Here is a 22,798-nt window from a genome sequence, read left to right on the forward strand (position 1 = left end):
AAGAGGGGAAACAGTTACAACCAGTCACTATAATAAATATATCATGACAAATAATACTACTTCCTCCCCCCATCTGTCAACTAAAAAAGTAGCCATCGTCATCCTTAACTGGAACGGTGCGAAGCTGATGGAAGAATTTCTCCCGTCGGTAATAGCATACAGTCCGATAGAAAGGACGGAAGTAGTCGTGGCCGATAATGGTTCTACCGACAACTCGATAGCCCTGTTGCAGGAAAAGTTCCCTTTCGTCCGCATTATCCGGCTGGATAAGAATTACGCTTCGCCGAAGGATATAACCAGGCACTCAAACAACTCGACAACGAATATACCGTCCTGCTGAACAGTGATGTCGAAGTAACGCCCGGCTGGCTCGACGCACCGTTGGCTGCCCTTGAAGCCGATGCCACCATCGCCGCCGCCCAACCCAAGATACGGGCACAGCGCAACAAGGAATATTTCGAATATGCCGGAGCGGCCGGCGGTTATATGGATATTTACGGGTATCCTTATTGCCGGGGACGCATGCTGCATGTCGTAGAAAAAGACGAAGCCCAATATGACACGCCTGCCGATATCCTCTGGGCAACAGGGGCCTGCCTGTTTATCCGTACCGCCGTCTATAAGGAAGTAGGCGGCCTCGATGCCGGTTTCTTTGCCCATCAGGAGGAGATAGATATGTGCTGGCGGTTACGTTCACGGGGGTATCGGCTGGTATGTACGCCCCAATCGGTCGTTTATCATGTCGGAGGGGCGACTTTGCAGGTGGAGAGTCCCCGCAAGACTTTCCTCAACTTCCGCAATAACCTGCTGATGCTTTACAAGAACCTTCCCGAAAAAGACCTGAAGCCTGTAATGCGTGCCCGCTTCTGGTTGGATTATATAGCTGCTACGAAATTTCTGTTATGCGGCCATATTCAAAATGCCAAGGCTGTATATGAGGCCCGCAAAGCCTTTTTCGATATGAAACCGAAATATGAAGAGAAACGCAGGGAGAACCTGGCAAAGACAACCCTTCCGATTATCCCGGAGCTGATGCGCAGCAGCCTAATCCTCGCTTTCTATTTGAAAGGGAAAAAGAAATACTCCGACCTTTAAGTACTTTCTTCATAATATCTAAGTGGAAAGGATATGATATCTAACCTTTTTTGTCAGGACTTTTAGAAAAGAAAGATTAAGTATACATATATGTAAGACATGCTTTACATTTCCAAAAGTCTAGCCTTACATATTTGCAACGTATATATTACATATTTAAAAGTCATAACAAAAAGGATTAATTGTCAGGACCCCAAAGGATAAAACCTGTAATGAACCGGTTTAAGGAAGCAGAGAGATAATATCCCACAACGAATCGACAGTAAAGAACCGCGGGTTTACGACAGGCTCATCCACCTTTTCATGTTCCCAGGTGGTGTGGTAAGGGATATGAACGGCATAACTGCCAAGTTCCAAAGGCGGGAGGATATCGGAACGAACAGAGTTACCAATCATCAGAAATTCTTCGGGACGAATATCCAAATGCTTCAACAGCAGACGGTATTCACGGTCGGTCTTGTCGCTCATTATCTCGACGTGATGGAAAAGATGCTCGATACCCGAGCGGCGCAGTTTCTGCTCCTGGTCGAGCAGGTCGCCTTTGGTCACAACAATCAGACGGTAACGGCCAACCAACGCATTCAGTGTCTCCTCCACTCCATCCAGCAGTTCTACCGGCTTGGTGAGTTGTTCCTTTCCCAGGGCCAGGATTTGCTCCAGTACGCTTGCCGGGACTTTACCGCCGGTGATACGGATAGCCGTTTCCAGGACAGACAAGATATAAGCCTTTACCCCGTAACCGTAAAGAGGCATGTTGCGACTTTCCGTGCGGAACAGTTCAGCCGAGACAGTTTCGCCATCTACATAGGGAGCAAGCAAAAGGCGGAGCTTCTGCTCTGTCTCCAGAAAATAAGTTTCGTTTACCCAAAGCGTATCATCGGCATCGAAGCCAATCACCTGTATTCCTTCCATTATAAATTAGCTTGTTGCAATATATCAATCATTATTGGTTTGAAACCGCTTACAAAACATTCCACGGCAATAACCATCAGGATAAGTCCCATCAGACGCATCATCACGTTATTACCCGTCTCACCCATATATTTGTTCAGCCGGGTGGAAGCACGGAGTATCAGGAAAGTGATAAAATAGACAGATGCTATCACACTCACCAGCAGGATTTTCTTTATCAACGTATCCGCATCTTCCATCAGCATGATACCGTTGGCAATCGCACCGGGACCACAAAGCATCGGAATGGCGAGCGGGGTGACGGAGATATCGTTTACATACGTCTTTACCTCTTCATCCTTCAGTTTTGCCTTGGAATAACGTGCCTGAAGCATGTCGAATCCGATGGTAAAGATAATAATACCGCCGGCAATACGGAAACCGTTTGTAGAGATACCGAAGAACTTGAACAGGAACTGCCCCGAGAAAGTGAAAACCATCAACGTGATAAAGGATACGATGGTGGCACGGCGCACAATGGTTTTACGCTCATCGTCACTCATCCCGTTAGTCATCGTCAGGAAAACCGGCATAGTGCCCAACGGGTTTGTCAGGGTAAAGAAAGAAGTGAAGCACAAAAGGGCAAAAGGTAATAGTGTATCCATAATAATAATGATTTAATGAAACGTTTCTGAAGTTGACAGTTGGTTCTGTGATTGACAAATATGAGCCCTCTTATCAATGTGGCTTATCTGTTACAGGTTCATTTGCCGTCTGCTTTAGCTGACGGTTTACAAGCTGTTTCTCTTTTTTGGCTTCAGCCACATTTCTCTTAGATAGAAACCTGTAAGAAATGGGACTAAAGTCCAAAAAGAGAGTTCCTTTACTAGTCCGTCAGCTAAAGCAGACGGCAAATAAACCTGTAATAGCCAAGTCTTATTGGATAGCTCAAATCTTTCCACTATTCATCCCAAACCAGATAAGCAGACACCAGCCAATGGTTCAGTTTATTGCCATCTATCTCCTGAGCTTCGGGGATGCTTACGGTAAATGTATGTTCGCCCGGTTGGATATCGGTCAATTCGACTTCCTCAGGCATCACATCGGAACCCGGACACCAGTTGGAACGGGAAAAGTCGGAAGAAGCGACAGGTTCTTCCACTTCTTTCTCTGCATATCCTTTCTCTCCGATATAAGAGGCCAAACGTTTCTCCAGCCATACGCCCGTTGCCGGATTGAAACGGCGGAAAGAAGCACAGTCATTACGCCACGGGATAAAGTTCAGCACTTCCTTGCCATCCACAGAAATGATATTGCGCTTCTGTACAAACTCGTCACCTCCACTATGACCGCCATGTCCGGTAACGATATATTTCAGACGCACGTTCTTTGCTCCTTCCGGAACGGTAAAGCCGGTCGACACATCTTTACGGGCAAAAATATCAGGATAAGACTGACCGATATAGTAAACCGTATTCATCAACGGTTCCACATGTCTTTTAGGCAATGCGTCACAAGTTATATCCGATTCGTCCACATCAATGGTAACACTGGCAATATATCCTTCGGGAGTCCAGGTATCGATAAAGACACCCACATAAGCCCCGCCTTCCAGCAAAGGATACAGGTCGGTGATATTCTGCTCCCAGCTCACACTGTCGGCCCACTGGTCGATATAAACAGGCTTGCGTTTGCTACTCAGGCTATCGTCTGCACTGCTGTAATGACCGACACCAAACGGGGTCATAAAACGCATCAGTTCGACAGTCGGTTCATAATCCTCACCGGAAACAATACCAATCAAGTTTTCCAATTTCGTACTGTCTACTGCGGGAAATTGCTTCTCTCCTTTTGCTATGTTCAGCAGATTGATAGCCGACTCTTTGGGGAGGATGAAGCAGGAACCGGACTTATCCCAACGGTCACCGTTGGAGGCGATTGTTACTTTCAGGTTCACGGAGACATTGCGTTTATAGTCGGGCAATGTAACCTTCTTCAGGATGATACGTCCGTTTACCAGATGGTAGATACTGTCTGCTCCCGGTTCACTGTAACCGGCATACTGGTCCGGTGCGAACTTCACCGGAGTGTCGTGGAATACCTGCACGGAATAATCTCCCATCGCCGGTAATTCCCTGTGGCCGCATGCAGTCAACAGCATCGCACCGGCCAATGAGAATGATAATAAGATTTTCTTTGTCATTGTTGTTCAGAATTTAGTAAGTTCCTTAATCAGCTGTTTCTGTCCGGTTACTTTATCGGCGTGGATACAAGGACCGGTTACACACCCGCCTTCGCAGGCCATCACTTCGATAAACTGTGCCGGAGCCTTTCCCGTCTTGGCATAAGCACGAAGCAGGGCAACGTTCTTCTTTGTCAGGTTGGCTACCTGTACGGCATTTACCTGTTCTTCTTTCAGATAGACTTTCACGGCATTTATCACACCGCCGCTCTGGGCAAAGCCATGTGCTTCACGCACGGAATTATAAAGGACAGAGAACGGTTTCGCTTCTTCCACCTTTATACCCAGGCCTTCCAGCACCGAACCGATTTCCTCGAAAGTCAGCGTAAAGTCGACTGCCGGGTCCATCTTTACTTCTTTACGTTTAGCAACGCACGGGCCGATGAAAACGACTTTGGCGTCCGGATGTTTTTCTTTCACGAGACGGGCCGTATAATACATCGGGGAACCGGTTGAAGAGATATATTTCTTCAGGTCCGGAATATGTTTCTCTGCCAGCTGGACATACGACGGGCAACAGCTGGTCGTCATGAACGGTTGTCCCTCTTCCAGCTTTTCCTTCAGTTCTTCCGCTTCCCGGCGGGTCGTTTCCATCGCTCCCTGGGCAACTTCCACAATCTCCTCAAATCCCATTGCCTTAATCGCTCCGTACACACTTTCCACCGGTGCACTGAATTGTGCCAGGATGGAAGGTGCCACGATGGCAATCATCTTCTCCTTATTGCGCAAACGTTGCAGGATATCAAATACTTGTGAGATTTCGAAGATAGCACCGAAAGGACAGGCATTGATACATTTACCGCAGTAGATACATTTCGATTCGTCGATATGCTCCACGCCGTATTCATCTTTGCTGATAGCCTTGACCGGGCAAACTTCTTCACAAGGAATCGGTATATAAACAATTGCATGGTAAGGACAGTTCTGGTGGCATTTGCCGCAACTGATACAAGTGTCATGGTCAATCCGCGCCTGTCCGTTCTTCTTGAACTGGATGGCGTCTTTCGGACAGTTCATATAACAGCTACGCGCCACACAACCACGGCAGAGGTTCGTTATTTCATAGTTTACTTGTACACAGGAGGAACATGCTTCATCCACAACGCACATCAGGTTCTCTTTCTTGTTTTCCGGACGGAGCAACGCCCGTTTAGCGTACTCGGAGAGCGGTGTCAGTTCATCCACTTCGTCCTGCATATCAAATCCCAGAAGAGGAAGTGTCTTGTATTTCCATACGGCACGTTCTTTATGTACGCAGCAACGGCCTATTACTTTCGATTTACGGGGACTCAACTCTATGGGCAAACGGTCAATCTCGTCGAGCAGACGATTTTCCTTCCAAAGTTTAACTAACTTCGCCATCAATCCGTGACGGACAATCATTACGTTGTTGGTAAATGCCATGGTGTTTTGTTTATTTGTGCTTTAATAATGCAAAGATAGAGAAAGTTATCCAAATACTAACCGTAGCTCTCCCTTAGAATTACAGAGGCGCTGTAAACATCGCCCCCAAAAGGCGGGTTCAACTTGGAGAGTTTCAGTTCGATAGCCAGAAGTTGCGGAAAAGTATCCTTCAAGGCGGTCAGGATACGTCCCGCCGCATGTTCCAGTAATTTAGAAGGGATAGCCATTTCACGCTTTACGACTTCGTAGACAACGGCATAATTTATCGTATCTTCCAGATCATCGCTGGCTACCGCCTTTTCAAGGGGAGCCGTTAATACAAGGTTTACCACAAACGTATTACCGACACGTGTCTCCTGCGGGGAGACCCCATGACAGGCGTAAAATTTCATGGTTTCCAGTTCTATTTGTACTGTCATTTTTCGTTATTTTATCTGTAAAAGTAGATAAAGTAAACCTTTCTGCAAAAAAATAGTCTATATTTGCGATTAAGCAAACAAACTATTTATGATGGGAATAAAACAAAAAGATGAAAACTCTGCCGGTGGCCTACATAACACCCTCGCCGCCGGAACAAACGTAAAAGGTAATATTATTACAGAAACCGATTTCAGATTAGACGGACAGGTAGATGGCGACATCAATTGCAGTGGAAAAATCGTAGTCGGTCCCAAAGGACGTGTAGTAGGCAACATTATCTCTACCAATGCCGAAGTCCTGGGCGAAGTGGAAGGTTCCGTACGTGTCACCGAAAAACTGGTACTGAAAGCTACCGCAAATATTAAAGGAGACGTGTTTGCCCAGTCGCTGGAAATAGAGCCGAATGCCCGTTTCAACGGGGTTTGCAACATGTCATCCGATATGACGAAGAAAACAAAAGCCCAGTAATATTTACCGGGCTTTTTACTTTTATATACTGTTACTTATTTTCTTCCTGAGGCAACAATCAGTTGCGCAACCTTATCATTAAACTCCTCTTTCATCAACAGACTTTCCAACGGTATATGCATCCGGTAGCACCAGTAATGGTTTGAGTTGGCCGGGACATTGATTCGTTCGGCTTCGATATCTTTCCTCTTCACTGTATCGTCGATAGCAAACCAGTCCTGTAAAGGAATAATAGTCAGCATAGAGTTTGTTGCCAGATGGTTTGTTATAATCCGGACGGCAATTTCCGACGAACATTCCCCGGGAGCCTGCCCTTCATAATGCAATACATTATTATAATAGCGCTGTATCTTTTCGCGGTCTTCCTTCCACCAGTTGCGGAGCGGTGACATATCATGGGTCGATGTAGTACAAACGGAATTATACGGCAGACTGAACAAATCGGAAAACTCCCGCTGAGGAGTCTTTGGCATCCGTTCAATCTCCAGGCTCAGAATCTGTAACTTGTTCATTACATCAGGCACCGATTCGGGAATCATCCCAAGGTCTTCCCCGCACACCAGCATATTGGTACTACCCACTAAAGGAGTCAGCCGTTTGAATGCCTGTGCCTTCCAGAAGTCGTTATGACGATGATAGAAGAAATCCCAATACAGCTGGTCGAAGGCATACTTGTCGGATGTATTCAATTCACTATATATATAGGAATGGCTGGCTGAAATACGCGGATGATATTTTTCCTTTTCCTGTGGGTCACGCAAAAACAACACCTCATTGGCTATGGCAAACAATCCGTCTTTTATGCGTAAAGAGACTTCGTCTGTTTTCCCACCGAATATGGCTTCTATCTTCCGTTGCGTATCACAGAATGATTTCAGGACGAAATGATTGGATGAAGACTGTGCCAGGTAAGTTCCTTCTACCTCCTCTGCCAAATCGCCGAACAACTCGGGCAGGAACTTTCGGTTAATATGCGGTGTAGTAAAACGTGCTTCATTGAAAGTTAATCCATACTGTTCAATCTCCTCCCGGGTAAATGGCAAAGCCGGATTAAAATGTCCGCAAAGGCCTTGTATATAATCCAACGGAACTTCCCAGATACGGAAAAAGCCTAAGATATGGTCGATACGGAAACAGTCGAAATAGTCGCTCAACTTATGGAAACGTTTCTTCCACCAGGAGAAATGGTCTTTCTCCATAATATCCCAGTTATAAGTCGGGAATCCCCAGTTCTGCCCATTGACAGAAAAGTCGTCGGGCGGAGCTCCTGCCTGGCCGTTCATTTTGAAATACTGTGGTTCTGTCCAGGCATCGATACTGGTACGGTTCACTCCGATAGGAAGGTCTCCCTTCAGGACAATGCCATTCTTACGAGCATAGTCGGATACCGACTTGAATTGAGTATGTAATATGTATTGCAGGAAATAATAAAAAGATATCTCCGGATAGACACCACTGTCTTCCGAGCAAAGTTCGCGTATCTGAGACTTATTATAGATTGCATTCTTATCCCACTTCGTAAAGTCGGAAGTCTGGTACTTCTCACGCAGATAACTGTAAGCGGCATAAGGCATCAGCCAGGATTGGCTTTGCTCAAAAAACTCACGATATTCCGGACTCGACAGAATGGCTTGTCCTTCCTGACTAAAGAACTCACGGCAATAAGCCAGCTTATATCCTACCGCCGCTTCATAATCGACAAAATCTTTTGCATTCAGCTCTTCTTGTTTTGCCTTGTAGAAGGCAACCCTGTCTGCATCCTTCAGTTCGCCCATCAAAGGCAGGCTGATATACATCGGATGGAGCGCATAAACAGAAATGGCACTGTAAGGATAAGAATCACTCCGGGTATGGCTCATAGTCGTGTCATTCATCGGCAACACCTGGATAATGCGCTGGCGGGTTTTCTTTGCCCAGTCAACCAACATACGGAGGTCTCCCAAATCACCGACACCGAATCCTTGTTCCGAACGCAAAGAGAATACAGGGATAACTGTTCCCGCACACCGCCACAACGGTAAGTTATCACGAAAAGACAGACCGGAGACCATCACTGTTTCTCCGAAATCCTGCGGAGGCAAGTCCAGCTTCCTGTTTTCGTCTTCCTCCCAATATAATGGTTGGTGTTTGTCATTATCATATACCAGGAACTTATATTCCAACGGATAAATGATATCATTGGCATCCAGGTCGATATGCCAGTCGGGAAAGGTATCACAACTAAGTATCAACGCTTTATCCGGATGCCAGTTTCCCAAGCATTCCTGGTTTCCGGTGATGGCAACACTCTGCCATTTCTCCACCCGGGGAGCCGATATTTTTATTGTCAGTTTCTTTCCGCTCTTAACAACTCTTTCGTATGTATTACAGGGATGTGCAAACAGACTTTTAGTAAAAGCCGATGAGTAGAATGCCAGATTAGCCGGACGTATCTGCCAGTAGTCATATAAAGTATAATGATTGGCATGTCCTTCAAATGTGACCTGATGATTTTTCTCCCACTCTTCAAATATCTGCTTATCGTTTATACTTAAAAAGTAGCGGTATTCTATAGTCTGTTGCGGCGATGTAAGTTCCAACTCCAGCTCAAGCTGCCAGTTTCCATCCCCTTTGTAGTTCATCTCTTTAGCCAAAGCAGGCTCCCATGAGCCAAGCTCCGGAAGAGACCCTACTATACATAACTTCTGTCCCCAAACGGTATGGAAGTTTATATTAAAGGTGACTTTCATGTGTATCAAATTTAGTTCCGGAGACGAAGGTATAAAAAATGCGGGGATTTTCCCCGCATTCCTATAAAAATATTTGTTATGTTACGCTTATCCACACTTTGAAGCTCCGCAGTTCGTACAGATCAGGCACCCTTCCTGATAGATAAGGGTTTCCAGGCCACAGTTCGGACACACCTGTCCTTTTACTTCCGTACCATTCGGCAGATACTTCTTCAATGCGCGTTCAACCCCGTTCTTCCAGGTATTGATCGATTCATTGTTCAGCTCCATTCCCTGAACCAACTTGATAACCTGGTCGATAGGCATACCGTAACGCAATACGCCGGAGATCAGTTTCGCATAGTTCCAGAACTCGGGATCAAACTTTCCGTCCAGACCTTCGATAGTCATCTTGTAACCACGCTTGTTCTTGAACTGGAAATCATAATGTTTCTTGCCGTCTTCATCATAACTCTTGATGATCGTTCCTTTGGATACATTCTTCGGCAACATGATACCTTCGTCATCATCGGCAAGACCGGTAAAGATCTCATACGGACGACCGTTCAGCAAACCGACAAAAGCGATCCACTTTTCGCGATTGTTCTGGAACTTCACTACATCAGCTTCCAGTTCACGCGGACGGGTAGAAACAATCACCGGTGGTTGCATGCAATTACAATCGTCTTTCTTCTCTTTTTTCTTTTCTGTCGAGAGCAGTACACCTGAACGGGAACCATCACGGTAAACCGTACAGCCTTTACATCCGCACTTCCATGCTTCAACATACAAAGAATCTACCAATTCTTCCGATACGTCAGCCGGCAAGTTGATAGTTACACTGATAGAATGGTCCACCCATTTCTGGATACGTCCCTGCATCCGGACTTTCTGCAACCAGTCTACATCATTTGAAGTAGCTTTATAATAAGGTGATTTAGCAACCAACTCATCAATTTCTTCCTGAGTATATTTCTTGATAACGGAATAACCGTTAGCCTGCATCCAGGTTACAAACTTATGATGGAATACGACATATTCTTCGAATGCATCTCCGGTTTCATCCACAAAATCGACACGCGTTTCCGCATCGTTCGGGTTTACCTTACGACGACGTCTGTACACCGGAAGGAATACCGGCTCGATACCGGAAGTTGTCTGTGTCATCAAACTGGTTGTTCCTGTCGGAGCAATAGTCAGACAAGCTATGTTACGACGACCATACTTCAGCATATCCTCATACAATCCCGGATCAGCTTCACGCAAACGGTTGATAAACGGATTCTTATCCTCACGTTTCGAATCATAGATTTCGAAAGCGCCACGCTCTTTAGCCATCATTACGGAAGAACGATAAGCCTCCAAGGCCAATGTCTTCTGGATTTCTTCTGCACACTCTGTTGCCTCGTCCGTTCCGTAACGCAGTCCCAGAGCCGCAATCATATCGCCTTCAGCAGTGATACCCACACCGGTACGACGGCCTTGCAATGTCTTCTTTTGTATCTTTTCCCACAAATGGCGTTCCGTTTCCTTCACTTCCATTGATTCCGGGTCAGAATCAATCTTTTCAAGAATCTTCTCGATCTTTTCAGATTCCAGATCGATAATATCATCCATGATACGTTGTGCCAATGCTACATGTTTTTTGAACAGATCAAAATCAAAGTAAGCATCTTTTGTAAACGGATTTACGACATATGAATAAAGATTGATAGCCAGCAAACGGCAACTATCGTAGGGACAGAGAGGTATTTCACCACACGGATTGGTAGAAACCGTACGGAATCCCAGATCGGCATATGAATCAGGAACAGATTCACGCAAAATAGTATCCCAGAACAAAACACCGGGTTCAGCCGACTTCCATGCATTATGGATGATCTTCTTCCACAAAGCAGCCGCATCGATTTCTTTTACTGTAGTCGGTTCATTCGAGTCAGTCGGATATTGTTGTTTATATGCAGTTCCGCTAACAACGGAATTCATAAAATCATCATCAATCTTCACCGAAACATTTGCCCCGGTAACTTTTCCTTCAGTCATTTTTGCATCAATAAAGGACTCCGAATCCGGATGCTTAATTGATACACTTAACATCAGCGCCCCACGACGACCGTCTTGTGCTACTTCGCGTGTCGAATTAGAATAACGCTCCATAAACGGCACCAAACCAGTAGATGTAAGAGCTGAATTTTTAACAGGAGAGCCTTTCGGACGGATATGCGACAAATCATGTCCCACACCTCCGCGGCGCTTCATTAACTGAACCTGCTCTTCATCAATCCGGATAATTGCACCATATGAATCGGCTTCTCCGTCCAATCCTATAACAAAACAATTAGAGAGTGAGGCAATCTGGAAATCATTGCCAATCCCCGTCATCGGACTTCCTTGCGGAACGATGTAACGGAAATGATCAAATAGGTCAAAAAGTTCCTGTTCTGATAAAGGATTAGGATACTTTTTCTCTACACGGGCAATTTCACTTGCCAGGCGGTGGTGCATATCCACGGGAGATTCCTCATAAATATTCCCGAATGCATCCTTCAAAGCATACTTGTTTACCCATACTTTAGCGGCAAGCTCGTCGCCCGTAAAGTAGTCCAGTGAAGCCTTAAACGCTTCATCGAATGTGTAAGTTTTATGGTTCACGATAATTACTGTATTAATAATAGTGCAAGTTTAAGAATACTTTATTTATTGACCAAATTATTCAACAACTAAAATCGAAAAGAATATCAGGTTTTCCAATTCATTTTATACTATATATGAAAATCAACACATTAACTTTTCACAAACCCAAAAATATTTTCCAAAAAGAAAACCACTAATATTTCCATGTTTCCCAAAACAGAAAAAGGATGCCATATAAAACGACATCCTTTCCACCTATATAAAATGATTTATCAGCTTCTTAATTTAACCTCGATCTCTTCAACAGACGAACGGAAAGACTTGCTTGTTTCCATCTGGTCCTTGATTGTTTTGCAGGCATGCAATACTGTGGCATGATCTTTCTTTCCTACAATCTTCCCTATATGGGAAAAAGAACAATCGGTATACTTTTTGGCAAGGTACATCGTAATCTGACGAGCCTGCACAATCTCACGTTTTCTGGAGCGTGTCTGAATGACTGCCTGATCCAGATTGAAATAATTACATACGATTTCCTGAATCATCTGAACAGAGAGCTGTTTTTTCTCCAGACGGACAGCCTGACTTACCACACGTTTTGTCAGAGGCAGATCTATTTCCTTATTATTAATAACAGCATTCGCCATCAATGAAACAAGGATACCTTCCAAATCACGTACATTTTCAGTAACATTATTCGCTATGAAGTTGAATACCTCATCCGGAATAACGATACCGTCATGGTTGATCTTATTCTTCAGGATCTTCTTTCTCAAATCAAGATCCGGACGGCTCAACTCAGCTGTAAGCCCCCATTTCAGACGGGTTATCAATCGCTCCTCCATCCCCTGCAAATCGACAGGCGCCTTATCCGAAGTAAGGATCAACTGTTTTCCCAGCTGATGAAGATGATTGAATATATGGAAGAATGTATTCTGAGTCTTATCCATACCGATCAATTCCTGGATATCATCCAATAGCAGGACATCGATATTTTGGTAAAAATTCAAAAAGTCATTCGTTGTATTCTTACGGATTGCATCAGTAAACTGAACACGGAACAGGTGAGAGGAAACATATAACACCTTCTTTTCCGGATGAAGTTCACGGATACGGGTTCCTATGGCATGACACAAGTGTGTTTTACCAACCCCTGACGGTCCGAAAATAAATAAAGGATTAAACGTCGTCTTCCCAGGATTCTGTGCAACAGCCTCACCTGCCGTACGAACTAACTTATTGCTGGTCCCTTCAAAATAGTTATCAAAGTTATACTTGGGATTTAATTGAGGATCCAAATCCTGAGGTGCAGTCTGTACAAATGGATTGGGAGCCTTATTCGCATCTTTGGGAGTTATCTTCTTTACTGCTACCGAACCATTCTCTGCCGGATAATCTACGGTGCCACCAGTCGTCTTATCTACCATAACACGGTAGTTAAGAATCGTACCCTGACCTATTACACGATATAGTGTAACTTTCAATACATTTACGTATTTCTCCTCAAGGTACTCATAAAAGAACTGGCTCGGCACCTGGATCGTGAACTTATTATCCTCATAGGATAAAGGTATGATCGGCATGAACCATGTGTTAAAAGCGGCCTCCGGCACGATGTCTTTAATGACAGCGAGGCATTTATTCCACAATGTCTGATATTCAGTCTGCATGATTTATTACTCTCCCAACTATACTTTTTTATTTTTCCGACTACAAAGTTTAGAAATTAATTCGGAAAAAAAAAGTGCCGAATTATTTGGTTCTTTTGAATGTTTAATATAGCATTTAGTGTCAACAAGTTATAGAAAACAACTCTGATTTACAACCACTTAAATACTTACTCATTCAAGAGCCCTTTATTTTGGGGCACTTTTAATTATTACGCTATCCCACTGTTTCTCATGCAAAAAGGCCCGTAGACTACGTTATTTTCCTCTATCTAAAGGCCTTATGCATCTCTAAAATTACGTTTAGACAGTTTTTTCCTTAATTGGAAAAATTCTAAATAAGATTAGATGATTTAATATTCTTTTCGGTTAAAAAACAGAAAAATGAACATATCTTTTCGGATTCTGCTTCAGATCCAGTAACAACCTTGATGCATTTATCATCGTACTATCCAGATTATTATATAAACTTCTGTCATTCAGCAACAATCCTAATGTATTATCCTTCTGGTTCAACTTGTCTGTTGTCAGTTGCAGATTTGCCAAAGTCGCATTAATGGAATTGACGGTAGTCGCCAGATCCAAATCTTTTAAACTGGTACTCACCTCATTAAAATTACCAGTTATCACTTTCAAATCAGACATAATACCCGGCACGTCTTTACTCAGCATAGTATTCAACTGGCGGGTAGAAGCCTCCAGGTTACCTGTAGTCTTCGCTATATGATCGAGAGACTGCGTAATAGCCGGATGATTGATCAGCACCTGCAAACCGCCCAGTATAGAATCCAGCTTGGGCAAAAGGTCTTCCACTCCCGGCAGAATCTTCTCCTGCACGGACTGCATCATATCCTCTTCCATCTTTCCTTCAATCGTAGCCCCAGGCTTTAAATAATCCTTTACATATTTATTCAGATGAATATGAAGTTCGCCACCACTCAGAAGCGTCTTTATAATCGTAATGTAACTTCCCGTCGTAAGTTTCATTTCATCATCCAGACTGATCTCTACCGTTATTTTATCTGTATTCTCATAATCATAAACAATACTTCTTACCAATCCCACTTTAAAACCATCGATATAAACAGGACTGGATACCGTCACATCCTTCACATTATGAAATGTAACGAAATAATGATTTACCGGTTTAAATAAATTTATACCTTTCAGATAATTAATCCCGAAATACAGCAACGCCAAACTAATAATACTTACAAGTCCAATCTTTGCCTCTTTGGTCAATATACTTTTCATCCTTTTAAATTATATGTTTCTCTTTTAATACTTTACCTTTTTGCCATCTTTAAATGCTACGATAAAAGCATCTTTAAAGTCTTTGGCAGCCTGTCGGCGCAACTTCCTGATCGAATCGAAATCGGTCGTTTCGCCATAGGTGTATTTATAGATTCCTTTCTCCACAAAGAAGTCTACATTCTTATATCCTTTAAACACTTTTGCCCCCGGAGAAAGTTTTTTATCCGAAGTAAGAATTTGCACTTTATAGACAATTTTCCCTGTTGCATTCGATTTTGTCCGAGTCGCAGCAGTTTGTTTCTTTTGTGAAGAAACCGAAGTATTTTTCTTTTTATTCAGAATATCCTCTTCACTACCGGCAGGCACAGTCTCTTCCGTTGCTTCATATTCAACATAAGACACCTCCGAGCTTGCTATACTCGGCGTAGATCCGGATACTCCTCCCTGCTTTCTGTCATATTCTTTCTTATACCTGTTGAATGCGTCATACAAAGCACTCGCCAGTCGGTTTTGCCCATCCGAAGATTTCATAAAACGCTCCTCATCCCGATTTGAAATATAACCCAGTTCGACCAGAACGCTCGGCATACTTGTCTTTCTCAAAACCAGAAAACCGGCTTGCCTTACCCCTCTATCTGCCCGTTTTGCCGAGACAAAGCATTTTTGTATCTCTGAAGCAAAACTAATACTCTGCTCCATATGCTTATTCTGCATAAACTCAAAAATAATATAGGATTCGGATGAATTCGGATCAAAACCTTCATACTTCTGCTGATAGTCATCTTCCAGCAAAATGGCGGAGTTTTCACGCATAGCCACAGCCAGGTTTTCGTCGGTACGAGCCAAACCTAACGTATAAGTTTCCGTTCCACGAGCTGTGCTACCTTTTTTGACTGAATTTGTATGGATGGATATAAAAAGATCCGCCTTATTACGGTTGGCTATATTCGCACGTTCATCCAGTTCTATAAAGCGGTCTGTCTTACGGGTATAAACAACTTTTACATCGTTATGGCTGGCCGCTATCCTGTCTCCGAGTTTTAAAGCCACAGAAAGATTAATGGCTTTTTCATCGATAACGGTACCGCGAGCCCCAGGGTCCTTTCCTCCATGACCGGCATCAATCACGACAGTAAAAGTCTTCTCTCTCGCCTGAAGTACAGGAAGAGTCAAAAACAAGGCCATCAACAGATTAATATATAGAAAAGATATTCTAGCCACAGTAAACGATTTTATGCAAATTCGGGGCAAATGTAGCATTTTTTTACTGATAAAGAGAAGTCTTTTTCTATAAATAATTAGTCATAGCCTGTTTAACGTCGTTCATTCCGGTATCCGGCCCATAGGACAACAAAACAAAACCAGATGAGTCTTTATACAATATAAAAGGAGTCCACCCAACCATATAAAACCACAAAAGGGCAAATCCCGAAGGACCGCCCTTTTCAACTTTATATCGTTTACTGAATTATTCAGAAACCACTTCGAAAGGAATTTCAACAGAAACTTCCTTGTGAAGTTTAAGGATTGCTTTGTAGTTACCTACTTCCTTAACAGCATCCTTAATGTAGATAATCTTACGTTCTACTTCGAAACCAGCTTTTGCCAAAGCTTCAGCAACCTGGATATTTGTAACAGAACCGAAGATTGTACCTGTTGAACTGGTCTTTGCACCGATAGTCAATGCAACGCCTTCCAACTTTGCAGCCAATGCCTGAGCATCTTCTTTGATCTTAGCCAATTTGTGAGCACGCTGTCTCAGGTTTTCAGCTAATACTTTCTTAGCAGACTCAGAAGCGATTACTGCCTTACCCGTGGGGATTAGAAAGTTACGTCCGTAACCGTCTTTTACTGTTACGATATCGTCTTTGTAACCTAAATTGATTACATCTTCTTTCAAAATAACTTGCATATTCTGTCTCCTCTCTTTTTATTATTTCATTAAATCGGTTACGTAAGGAAGCAACGCCAGGTGACGAGCTCTTTTTACAGCCTGAGCGATACGACGCTGGAACTTCAAAGAAGTACCTGTAATACGACGCGGAAGAATTTTACCCTGTTCGTTCAGGAATTTCTTCAGGAATTCAGGATCTTTGTAATCGATATACTTGATACCGTTCTTTTTGAAACGGCAATATTTCTTTTTCTTAACGTCTACTGAAGGCGGAGTTAAATATCTGATTTCTGATTGAGTTGCTGCCATGATTAATTCTCCTTTACTGTTTCTTTAGATGATTTCAGATTTCTTCTCTTAGCGGCATATTCTGCTGCATATTTGTCCTGGCGGAAAGTCAGGAAGCGGATCACACGTTCGTCACGACGGAAGTGAACTTCCAGAGTAGCGATAGTTTCCGGATTTGCCTTGAATTCAACCAGCTGATAGAAGCCTGTTGTTTTCTTGTCGATAGGATAAGCTAATTTGCGCAATCCCCAATTTTCTTCGTTCACGATTTCAGCACCCTGTTCTTTCAGGAGGTTCGTGAATTTTTCTACCGCTTCCTTCATCTGTGCGTCAGACAAAACGGGAGTTAAAATGAAAACGGTTTCATAATTGTTCATAAAACGCTGTTTTATATTTGTTAATACTTAAAATTTGCGGGGCAAAGGTAAGAAGTTTTTCTGAGTATACAATACATTACGTGTTATTTTTTACTCCATACGTCTGCTACTTCCTCTTTTAATAAACCGGCCTCAGCACATTTCCCTTCGCATCTTCCGGATAAAGCGCACCTTCGGCATCGAGTTGTGCCGTCATTGCTTTTACCATCTTAACCAATAATTTAGGATTTCTTTCCGACACATCCAGTGATTCGCCCGGATCTTTCTTTAGATTATACAGACGACAACGAGGTTCGGATGGATTTTCCGGGTTATAATAATAAATCAGTTTCCAATCTCCTTCTATATAAGTAGTAAAGTAACTTCCCCGATGCTCATGCGGAAAATGCATCAGGACAGTTTCCGGACGGCTATTATTTCTCTTTCCTTCCAATTGCTCCCGCAGATCGACACCATCGACAATATGTCCCTTCGGATTTTTTGCTCCGCTCAAAGAAACAAGTGTCGGATAGATATCCATCACTGTACCCATCTGTAACTGGACACCACCTACTTCAATCGGTAATTGTTTTTGAACCGGATTATTCATATCCGGCTTACCCCAGCAAGCAATAAACGGAACGCGGACACCACCTTCAAATTCAGAACCTTTCTTTCCACGCAGAGGAGCAGAAGAAGTGTAACCTTTATCATCTCCCAGAGGGGCATCGGAACCATTGTCACCCAGAAATATAATTAATGTATTCTCGGCAATCCCTAATTCTTCCAAGTGATCCATAATATCACCCAACGATTTATCCATTCCTTCGATCAACGTAGCAAAATCAGCCGCGACTTTCGGCCTTCCCGTATAACGGTAATGGTCGGCAAAACGTTTATCTGCTTCAAAAGGAGAATGAACTGCATAATGGGACATATATAAAAAGAAAGGTTTCTTCTCCCCCACGGCCTCAGTGATCTGCTCATTGGCTTCCAATGTCAGAGCTTCACTCAGGAATGTATCCGTACCATGATACTTTTCTAATCCCGGAACAGCACGAGCCTTCTGCCCTTTTATATTTCCATATCCGTTTTCCCCGTAATAACTACCCGGATGCCCGATGGAAGAACCGGCTATATTCACATCAAAACCTATATTCTGAGGCAGTTCCCCGTCGCTGTTCTGGCAACCGAAATGAGCCTTGCCGACATGAATCGTTTTATATCCGGCTTCGTGCAGCACACGGGGCAATGTTACATCATTCTTCGAGATACCTTTCCAGTTCCAGTCTGTCGGACCGAAAGGTGTTTTGTTATTTGTTTCAGAATTGATCCAGTTGGTCGTTCTGTGCCGGGTCGAGTTCTGGCCGGTCATGATAGATGCGCGGGAAGGAGAACTGACACTTTGCGCATAGAAAGTAGAAAAACGAATTCCCTGGCGGGCCATACGCTCCATATTCGGAGTCTGATACCAGTCGTTCAGCGGATAACGGACCGGATTACCTGCCTCATCCGTTAGAAACGGAAGCGAAGTATCCATAAGGCCCATATCATCAACCAGAAAAACAATAACATTCGGACGTTCCTGTGCCACAAGCGGCTGTCCGGCTAAACATAAAAGAGTTGATACACAAAGAGTTTTTTTCATGATATTTCAATTTTACAAAATTATCTTTAGGAGATAAGGCTTTGGACAAAAGACCGCAGATAAAATCCCCAACGGCCCGGATAATAAGGCGGCAATCCTGCATTTTCTATGTCTTGCACTACATTTCCTCTAATATCCCAGTTGCAAAATTAAACAATATCTCTTAAACCGAAAGTTTATGCTCCCGTTTTTTCAACTGTCAGGCACTCCCCTTACAGAAAAGGAATCATCCGGAAAGATACTTTTTTACCTTTCATCAAGTAAATTATTCCGTTCGTCAGGTTAATTTGATAGCCATATTGCTTCGGATTAGTTTTGAGCCAGAAATCAAAAAACAATAAAGTTATGAAATACAATAAAATGTATATCCTGGTTGTATTACTGATTCTGTCGATCAGCATATCCGCACAATCCGTCATATCAGGTAAAGTAATAGACAAAGACAATGCACCTGTAGCCGGTGCAACAATAGTAGTAGTCACCCATGCTGATTCAACCTACATAACAGGTGTTATATCAGATTTGGACGGACAATTCGAAATCCCGAATCTCAAACCAGACAGTTATATCCTTTCATTTTCTATGATGGGACTAAAAAAGATCAGCATGCAGCAACAAGTCGGACCAAATACTAAAAACGAATTGGGTAACATCGTTATGGAAGAAGATTCTTATATGTTGTCTGCTGTAACTATAACCGGTAAACGTCCCCCGGTGAAAGTCGAATCAGGGAAAATGACAATCAACCTATCTTCCGCATTATTGAGTACGGATGGCAATATACTGGATGCATTAAAAAAATTGCCGGGAGTAATCGTTCAAAATGACGGATCGATTATTCTAAATGGCAAATCAGGTGCGAAAGTATTGATCAATGATAAAGTAACTTATCTGTCAGGGGAAAATCTGGTCAATTACTTGCGTTCCATCCCCGCCAACTCCATTGAAAATATCGAACTGATATCCCAGCCATCATCAAAATACGATGCGGCGGGTAGTTCGGGTATGATTAATATCCAGAAAAAGAAAGTCAAAGAACAAGGTATAAACATTGCAGTATCTTCCGGTTTGGAGAGAGGGAAATATACCAAAGGATATGAAAATTTATCTTTAAACTTCCATCATAACAAACTGAATATATATGCTGATTACTCTTATTACTGGGGGAAAGACTATATAGAACTCACAGTCTCCGGTCATTACATAGATCCGGTCACTTTAAAACCACTCGAACTACGAAAGGACTTCGTTAATGATATAGAAAGGGAATATAGAGGACATTCTATAAATGCCGGGATAGATTATGACCTTTCGGATAAAATAACCGTCGGAACATATTTATCGCCAAGTTGGTTTAACCGGGACAAAAACGAAACTATCATATCAGACTTCTTTAAGAATAACAGCACTCAAAGCGATTCTACTTTAACAGCGTTAAGCGCATTGGATCACGGCTACACCAATATCACAGGAGGAGCCAATATGGTATACAAATTTGCGAAAGCAGGAAAATGGGACGCCTCCTTCGACTTCCAACTGTTTGACCAGAAAGACGATCAGTTGTTGAAATCCTTTTTCCAGACTCATATCAAACCATTACAGGAAGATACAATGTCCGGCAAAACAAATGGGGATATTAAAATATACAGCGGACAAACTAATTTAAGTTATGATATGTCTGAGAAATTTGGAATAAAAGCCGGACTGAAAACAGTTTTCGTAAATATTGGAAGCGATGCTTTGTATAAAAACCTGATTGACGACAATTGGCAGGAAGACAACAACCTCAGCAGTAATTTTGCTTATAATGAAAACATCAACGCAGGATATTTTCAATTCAACGCTAAATGGTCTCCCCACTTTTCAACAGAAATAGGTTTGCGATTAGAAAATACATATACAAAAAGCGATTATAGTTCGACCACTCAGGACACTACTTTCAGTAAAAGATATACAGACCTTTTTCCTTCTCTGATGGCTCAATATCAACTATCTGAGAATCACAGTCTGTCTATGGCATATAACCGTCGTATTGTCCGCCCCAATTACAGGAATATGAATCCTTTCGTGGAAGTCAGAGATCAGTTTTTATATGAGCAAGGAAATACCGGATTGAAACCTGAGTTAATAGATAATATAGAAATTTCATGGCTGTTCAAAAAACGCTACTCATTCAATGTATTCTACTCTCATATAAACAATCCGATCTCTACTAGTTTTCTGGTCGAGGATAGCCGCGTCATGATTATGCCGCAAAACTTATCCGGCAATAATTCATTCGGATTAAGAGTCGGATTAAACAACCTGCAACCTTTTAATTGGTGGACAGCTCACATAAATGGTTCTTTAACTTATAAACAATTCGATTGGACGGCATCCGGGAAAACATTAAAAAATGAGGCTATCACCCCAATGTTACATATCAGCAATCAATTCAGGCTACCCTACGGATGGGGAGGAGAAGTTCAAGGATTTTATAGCGGCAAGATGATCGAAGGACAAACCAGGGTGAAATCTTTATGGACACTATCGCTCGGAGTTCGCAAAAACCTGTTTAAAGACAAATTTAGTATGTATATTTACGCTCACGATATCTTTCATTCTCTTCGTCCCCGTGTCAGTATAGACAGTAACTATCTGTATTATACATCTAAAGAAAAGAATGATAGCAGAATGATAGGAATATCGCTCGGTTACCGTTTTAATCGTGGCAGGGAGATAAAGAAATCCCAAAAGGCAAATAGGATCGAAGAAAGTAAACGAATAGGCTTGTAACATTAAAGATAAAAACAAATGAACTTAAAGCATGACTGGATTAATTCCTTACTTATCGCGTTAACACTTACATTGTGCATGTTTATTGTTGTGGATATTGCTTATAATGAGCGAATATGGGAATTTAATCCGTTTGCTTTTAGAGCCCGTTTACTGGCTATGGGTATAACCATTACCACATTCTTTCTGGGAAGTTTTATTTATCAACGAATAGCACGCTATTCTATCAATAAAAGCAAAGATAAGAAGAAAGCAAGCTGGAAAGAATATGTGTTGGTTTTTCTAATAAATTTTACCCTCTTAAATATCACACACACATTTATTCAGTTTTGTGTAAACTTGAATGACACTTTTAAATGGGGGGAATCGGCACTGATTAATGTGGTTGTATCTCTTATGCTGTTTCTATATTATACGCTGGTGCGCAATGGCATTTTATTCAAAAGTTTCATTGAGCAAAACCTTCAACTGGAAAAGGTTAAAGTCGATCAGCTAGAAACCGAACTGAAATTCCTTAAATCGCAATACCATCCGCATTTCCTGTTCAATGCCTTAAATACCATTTATTTTCAGGTAGAGGATACAAACGGGGAAGCCAAACAAAGTATCGAACAGTTATCCGACCTGCTACGCTATCAGCTCTATGATATAGAAAAGGAGGTGAGAATGGAACAGGAAATAAGTTATCTTAAATCATATATTGCTTTTCAGCAGTTACGGATGACCGAAAGGCTCGTGCTGGATCTGTATTTCGATCCGGAGTTGAAAGATCAGAAGATACACCCTCTCTTGTTTCAGCCTTTAATTGAAAATGCTTTTAAATATGTAAGAGGTGAATACAGAATACAACTGGAAATGAAATCAGACGGGAGACAAATTCTGTTTGAAATAACAAATTCAATATCCCAATCGCAGAGCACCAAAAAGAAAAAAGGGATAGGCATTGAGAATTTAAAACGACGGCTCGACCTTCTGTATCCTGATAAATACAACTTAGAGATTAAACAAACAGAAAATCTGTTTGTTGCTAAACTTACTATAAGCACAAACTGAC

General features: G+C 42.5%; 17 protein-coding genes and 1 pseudogene. 4 read left to right on the plus strand and 14 right to left on the minus strand.

Going from position 1 to position 22,798, the window contains the following annotated elements; genetic code table 11:
* The first annotated feature begins 43 nt into the window (after positions 1-43).
* Positions 44-1,095: pseudogene (locus DXA15_RS03550) on the plus strand (glycosyltransferase family 2 protein).
* A gap of 222 nt (positions 1,096-1,317) precedes the next feature.
* Here DXA15_RS03550 and DXA15_RS03555 read toward each other — a convergent pair.
* The 5 genes from DXA15_RS03555 to folB form a co-directional block, all read right to left on the minus strand.
* The gene (locus DXA15_RS03555) at positions 1,318-2,007 is read right to left on the minus strand and encodes an HAD family hydrolase (protein ID WP_128133152.1); all 690 of its coding nucleotides are present in this window, start codon (positions 2,005-2,007) and stop codon (positions 1,318-1,320) included.
* A complete protein-coding gene (locus DXA15_RS03560; RefSeq protein ID WP_128133153.1) occupies positions 2,007-2,651 on the minus strand; it encodes a MarC family protein in 645 nt (214 codons plus the stop codon). The genes DXA15_RS03555 and DXA15_RS03560 overlap by 1 nt, the downstream gene beginning before the upstream one ends.
* A 296-nt stretch (positions 2,652-2,947) precedes the next feature.
* Entirely contained in the window at positions 2,948-4,189 is a 1,242-nt protein-coding gene (locus DXA15_RS03565; RefSeq protein ID WP_128133154.1) for a PNGase F N-terminal domain-containing protein, read from the minus strand.
* A gap of 6 nt (positions 4,190-4,195) precedes the next feature.
* Positions 4,196-5,632 carry a monomeric [FeFe] hydrogenase gene (locus DXA15_RS03570; protein ID WP_128133155.1) on the minus strand — a complete coding sequence of 479 codons (1,437 nt, stop codon included), beginning with the start codon at positions 5,630-5,632 and terminating at the stop codon, positions 4,196-4,198.
* Between the two features lie 56 nt (positions 5,633-5,688).
* A complete protein-coding gene (folB, locus tag DXA15_RS03575) occupies positions 5,689-6,051 on the minus strand; it encodes a dihydroneopterin aldolase (protein ID WP_128133156.1) in 363 nt (120 codons plus the stop codon).
* 88 nt (positions 6,052-6,139) lie between these two features.
* Here folB and DXA15_RS03580 point away from each other — a divergent pair, with 88 nt between their 5' ends.
* Positions 6,140-6,520 carry a polymer-forming cytoskeletal protein gene (locus DXA15_RS03580; protein WP_007654145.1) on the plus strand — a complete coding sequence of 127 codons (381 nt, stop codon included), beginning with the start codon at positions 6,140-6,142 and terminating at the stop codon, positions 6,518-6,520.
* A gap of 35 nt (positions 6,521-6,555) precedes the next feature.
* Here the strand turns inward: DXA15_RS03580 and DXA15_RS03585 are convergent, their stop codons facing one another.
* From DXA15_RS03585 to DXA15_RS03625, 9 genes are all read right to left on the minus strand, one after another.
* On the minus strand, positions 6,556-9,249 hold the full coding sequence (locus DXA15_RS03585; protein WP_128133157.1) for a 4-alpha-glucanotransferase: 2,694 nt from the start codon (positions 9,247-9,249) through the stop codon (positions 6,556-6,558).
* An 87-nt stretch (positions 9,250-9,336) separates the two neighbouring features.
* Positions 9,337-11,880: an adenosylcobalamin-dependent ribonucleoside-diphosphate reductase gene (locus DXA15_RS03590; RefSeq protein ID WP_128133158.1), complete on the minus strand. Its 2,544-nt coding sequence runs from the start codon at positions 11,878-11,880 to the stop codon at positions 9,337-9,339.
* Positions 11,881-12,134: 254 nt separating this feature from the next.
* Positions 12,135-13,532, minus strand: a complete 1,398-nt coding sequence (dnaA, locus tag DXA15_RS03595) for a chromosomal replication initiator protein DnaA (RefSeq protein WP_128133159.1) — start codon at positions 13,530-13,532, stop codon at positions 12,135-12,137.
* 366 nt (positions 13,533-13,898) lie between these two features.
* On the minus strand, positions 13,899-14,783 hold the full coding sequence (locus DXA15_RS03600) for an MlaD family protein (RefSeq protein ID WP_128133160.1): 885 nt from the start codon (positions 14,781-14,783) through the stop codon (positions 13,899-13,901).
* A gap of 24 nt (positions 14,784-14,807) precedes the next feature.
* A complete protein-coding gene (locus DXA15_RS03605) occupies positions 14,808-16,004 on the minus strand; it encodes an N-acetylmuramoyl-L-alanine amidase (RefSeq protein WP_233566776.1) in 1,197 nt (398 codons plus the stop codon).
* A gap of 247 nt (positions 16,005-16,251) precedes the next feature.
* Positions 16,252-16,695, minus strand: a complete 444-nt coding sequence (gene rplI, locus DXA15_RS03610) for a 50S ribosomal protein L9 (RefSeq protein ID WP_007654153.1) — start codon at positions 16,693-16,695, stop codon at positions 16,252-16,254.
* 21 nt (positions 16,696-16,716) lie between these two features.
* Entirely contained in the window at positions 16,717-16,986 is a 270-nt protein-coding gene (gene rpsR / locus DXA15_RS03615) for a 30S ribosomal protein S18 (protein WP_007654155.1), read from the minus strand.
* 2 nt (positions 16,987-16,988) lie between these two features.
* On the minus strand, positions 16,989-17,342 hold the full coding sequence (gene rpsF, locus DXA15_RS03620; protein ID WP_007654157.1) for a 30S ribosomal protein S6: 354 nt from the start codon (positions 17,340-17,342) through the stop codon (positions 16,989-16,991).
* 118 nt (positions 17,343-17,460) lie between these two features.
* Positions 17,461-18,969, minus strand: coding sequence for a sulfatase (locus DXA15_RS03625; RefSeq protein WP_128133162.1), 1,509 nt, complete (start codon positions 18,967-18,969; stop codon positions 17,461-17,463).
* A gap of 345 nt (positions 18,970-19,314) precedes the next feature.
* Between DXA15_RS03625 and DXA15_RS03630 the strand changes: the two genes are divergently transcribed.
* Positions 19,315-21,744, plus strand: coding sequence for a TonB-dependent receptor (locus DXA15_RS03630; RefSeq protein ID WP_128133163.1), 2,430 nt, complete (start codon positions 19,315-19,317; stop codon positions 21,742-21,744).
* 18 nt (positions 21,745-21,762) lie between these two features.
* Positions 21,763-22,797: a sensor histidine kinase gene (locus tag DXA15_RS03635; RefSeq protein WP_128133164.1), complete on the plus strand. Its 1,035-nt coding sequence runs from the start codon at positions 21,763-21,765 to the stop codon at positions 22,795-22,797.
* Position 22,798: the final 1 nt, after the last annotated feature.

It is taken from the genome of Parabacteroides sp. AM58-2XD, from assembly GCF_003463685.1.
Taxonomy (GTDB): Bacteria; Bacteroidota; Bacteroidia; order Bacteroidales; family Tannerellaceae; genus Parabacteroides; species Parabacteroides segnis.

What these genes read in the sequence shown, in the direction of transcription:
- DXA15_RS03555 (WP_128133152.1), bottom strand. Translation starts at nt 2,007, where the DNA reads ATGGAAGGAATACAGGTGATTGGCTTCGATGCCGATGATACGCTTTGG.
- DXA15_RS03560 (WP_128133153.1), bottom strand. Translation starts at nt 2,651, where the DNA reads ATGGATACACTATTACCTTTTGCCCTTTTGTGCTTCACTTCTTTCTTT.
- DXA15_RS03630 (WP_128133163.1), top strand. Translation starts at nt 19,315, where the DNA reads ATGAAATACAATAAAATGTATATCCTGGTTGTATTACTGATTCTGTCG.
- rpsR (WP_007654155.1), bottom strand. Translation starts at nt 16,986, where the DNA reads ATGGCAGCAACTCAATCAGAAATCAGATATTTAACTCCGCCTTCAGTA.
- DXA15_RS03585 (WP_128133157.1), bottom strand. Translation starts at nt 9,249, where the DNA reads ATGAAAGTCACCTTTAATATAAACTTCCATACCGTTTGGGGACAGAAG.
- folB (WP_128133156.1), bottom strand. Translation starts at nt 6,051, where the DNA reads ATGACAGTACAAATAGAACTGGAAACCATGAAATTTTACGCCTGTCAT.
- DXA15_RS03570 (WP_128133155.1), bottom strand. Translation starts at nt 5,632, where the DNA reads ATGGCATTTACCAACAACGTAATGATTGTCCGTCACGGATTGATGGCG.
- dnaA (WP_128133159.1), bottom strand. Translation starts at nt 13,532, where the DNA reads ATGCAGACTGAATATCAGACATTGTGGAATAAATGCCTCGCTGTCATT.
- DXA15_RS03580 (WP_007654145.1), top strand. Translation starts at nt 6,140, where the DNA reads ATGATGGGAATAAAACAAAAAGATGAAAACTCTGCCGGTGGCCTACAT.
- rpsF (WP_007654157.1), bottom strand. Translation starts at nt 17,342, where the DNA reads ATGAACAATTATGAAACCGTTTTCATTTTAACTCCCGTTTTGTCTGAC.
- DXA15_RS03625 (WP_128133162.1), bottom strand. Translation starts at nt 18,969, where the DNA reads ATGAAAAAAACTCTTTGTGTATCAACTCTTTTATGTTTAGCCGGACAG.
- DXA15_RS03600 (WP_128133160.1), bottom strand. Translation starts at nt 14,783, where the DNA reads ATGAAAAGTATATTGACCAAAGAGGCAAAGATTGGACTTGTAAGTATT.
- DXA15_RS03565 (WP_128133154.1), bottom strand. Translation starts at nt 4,189, where the DNA reads ATGACAAAGAAAATCTTATTATCATTCTCATTGGCCGGTGCGATGCTG.
- rplI (WP_007654153.1), bottom strand. Translation starts at nt 16,695, where the DNA reads ATGCAAGTTATTTTGAAAGAAGATGTAATCAATTTAGGTTACAAAGAC.
- DXA15_RS03635 (WP_128133164.1), top strand. Translation starts at nt 21,763, where the DNA reads ATGAACTTAAAGCATGACTGGATTAATTCCTTACTTATCGCGTTAACA.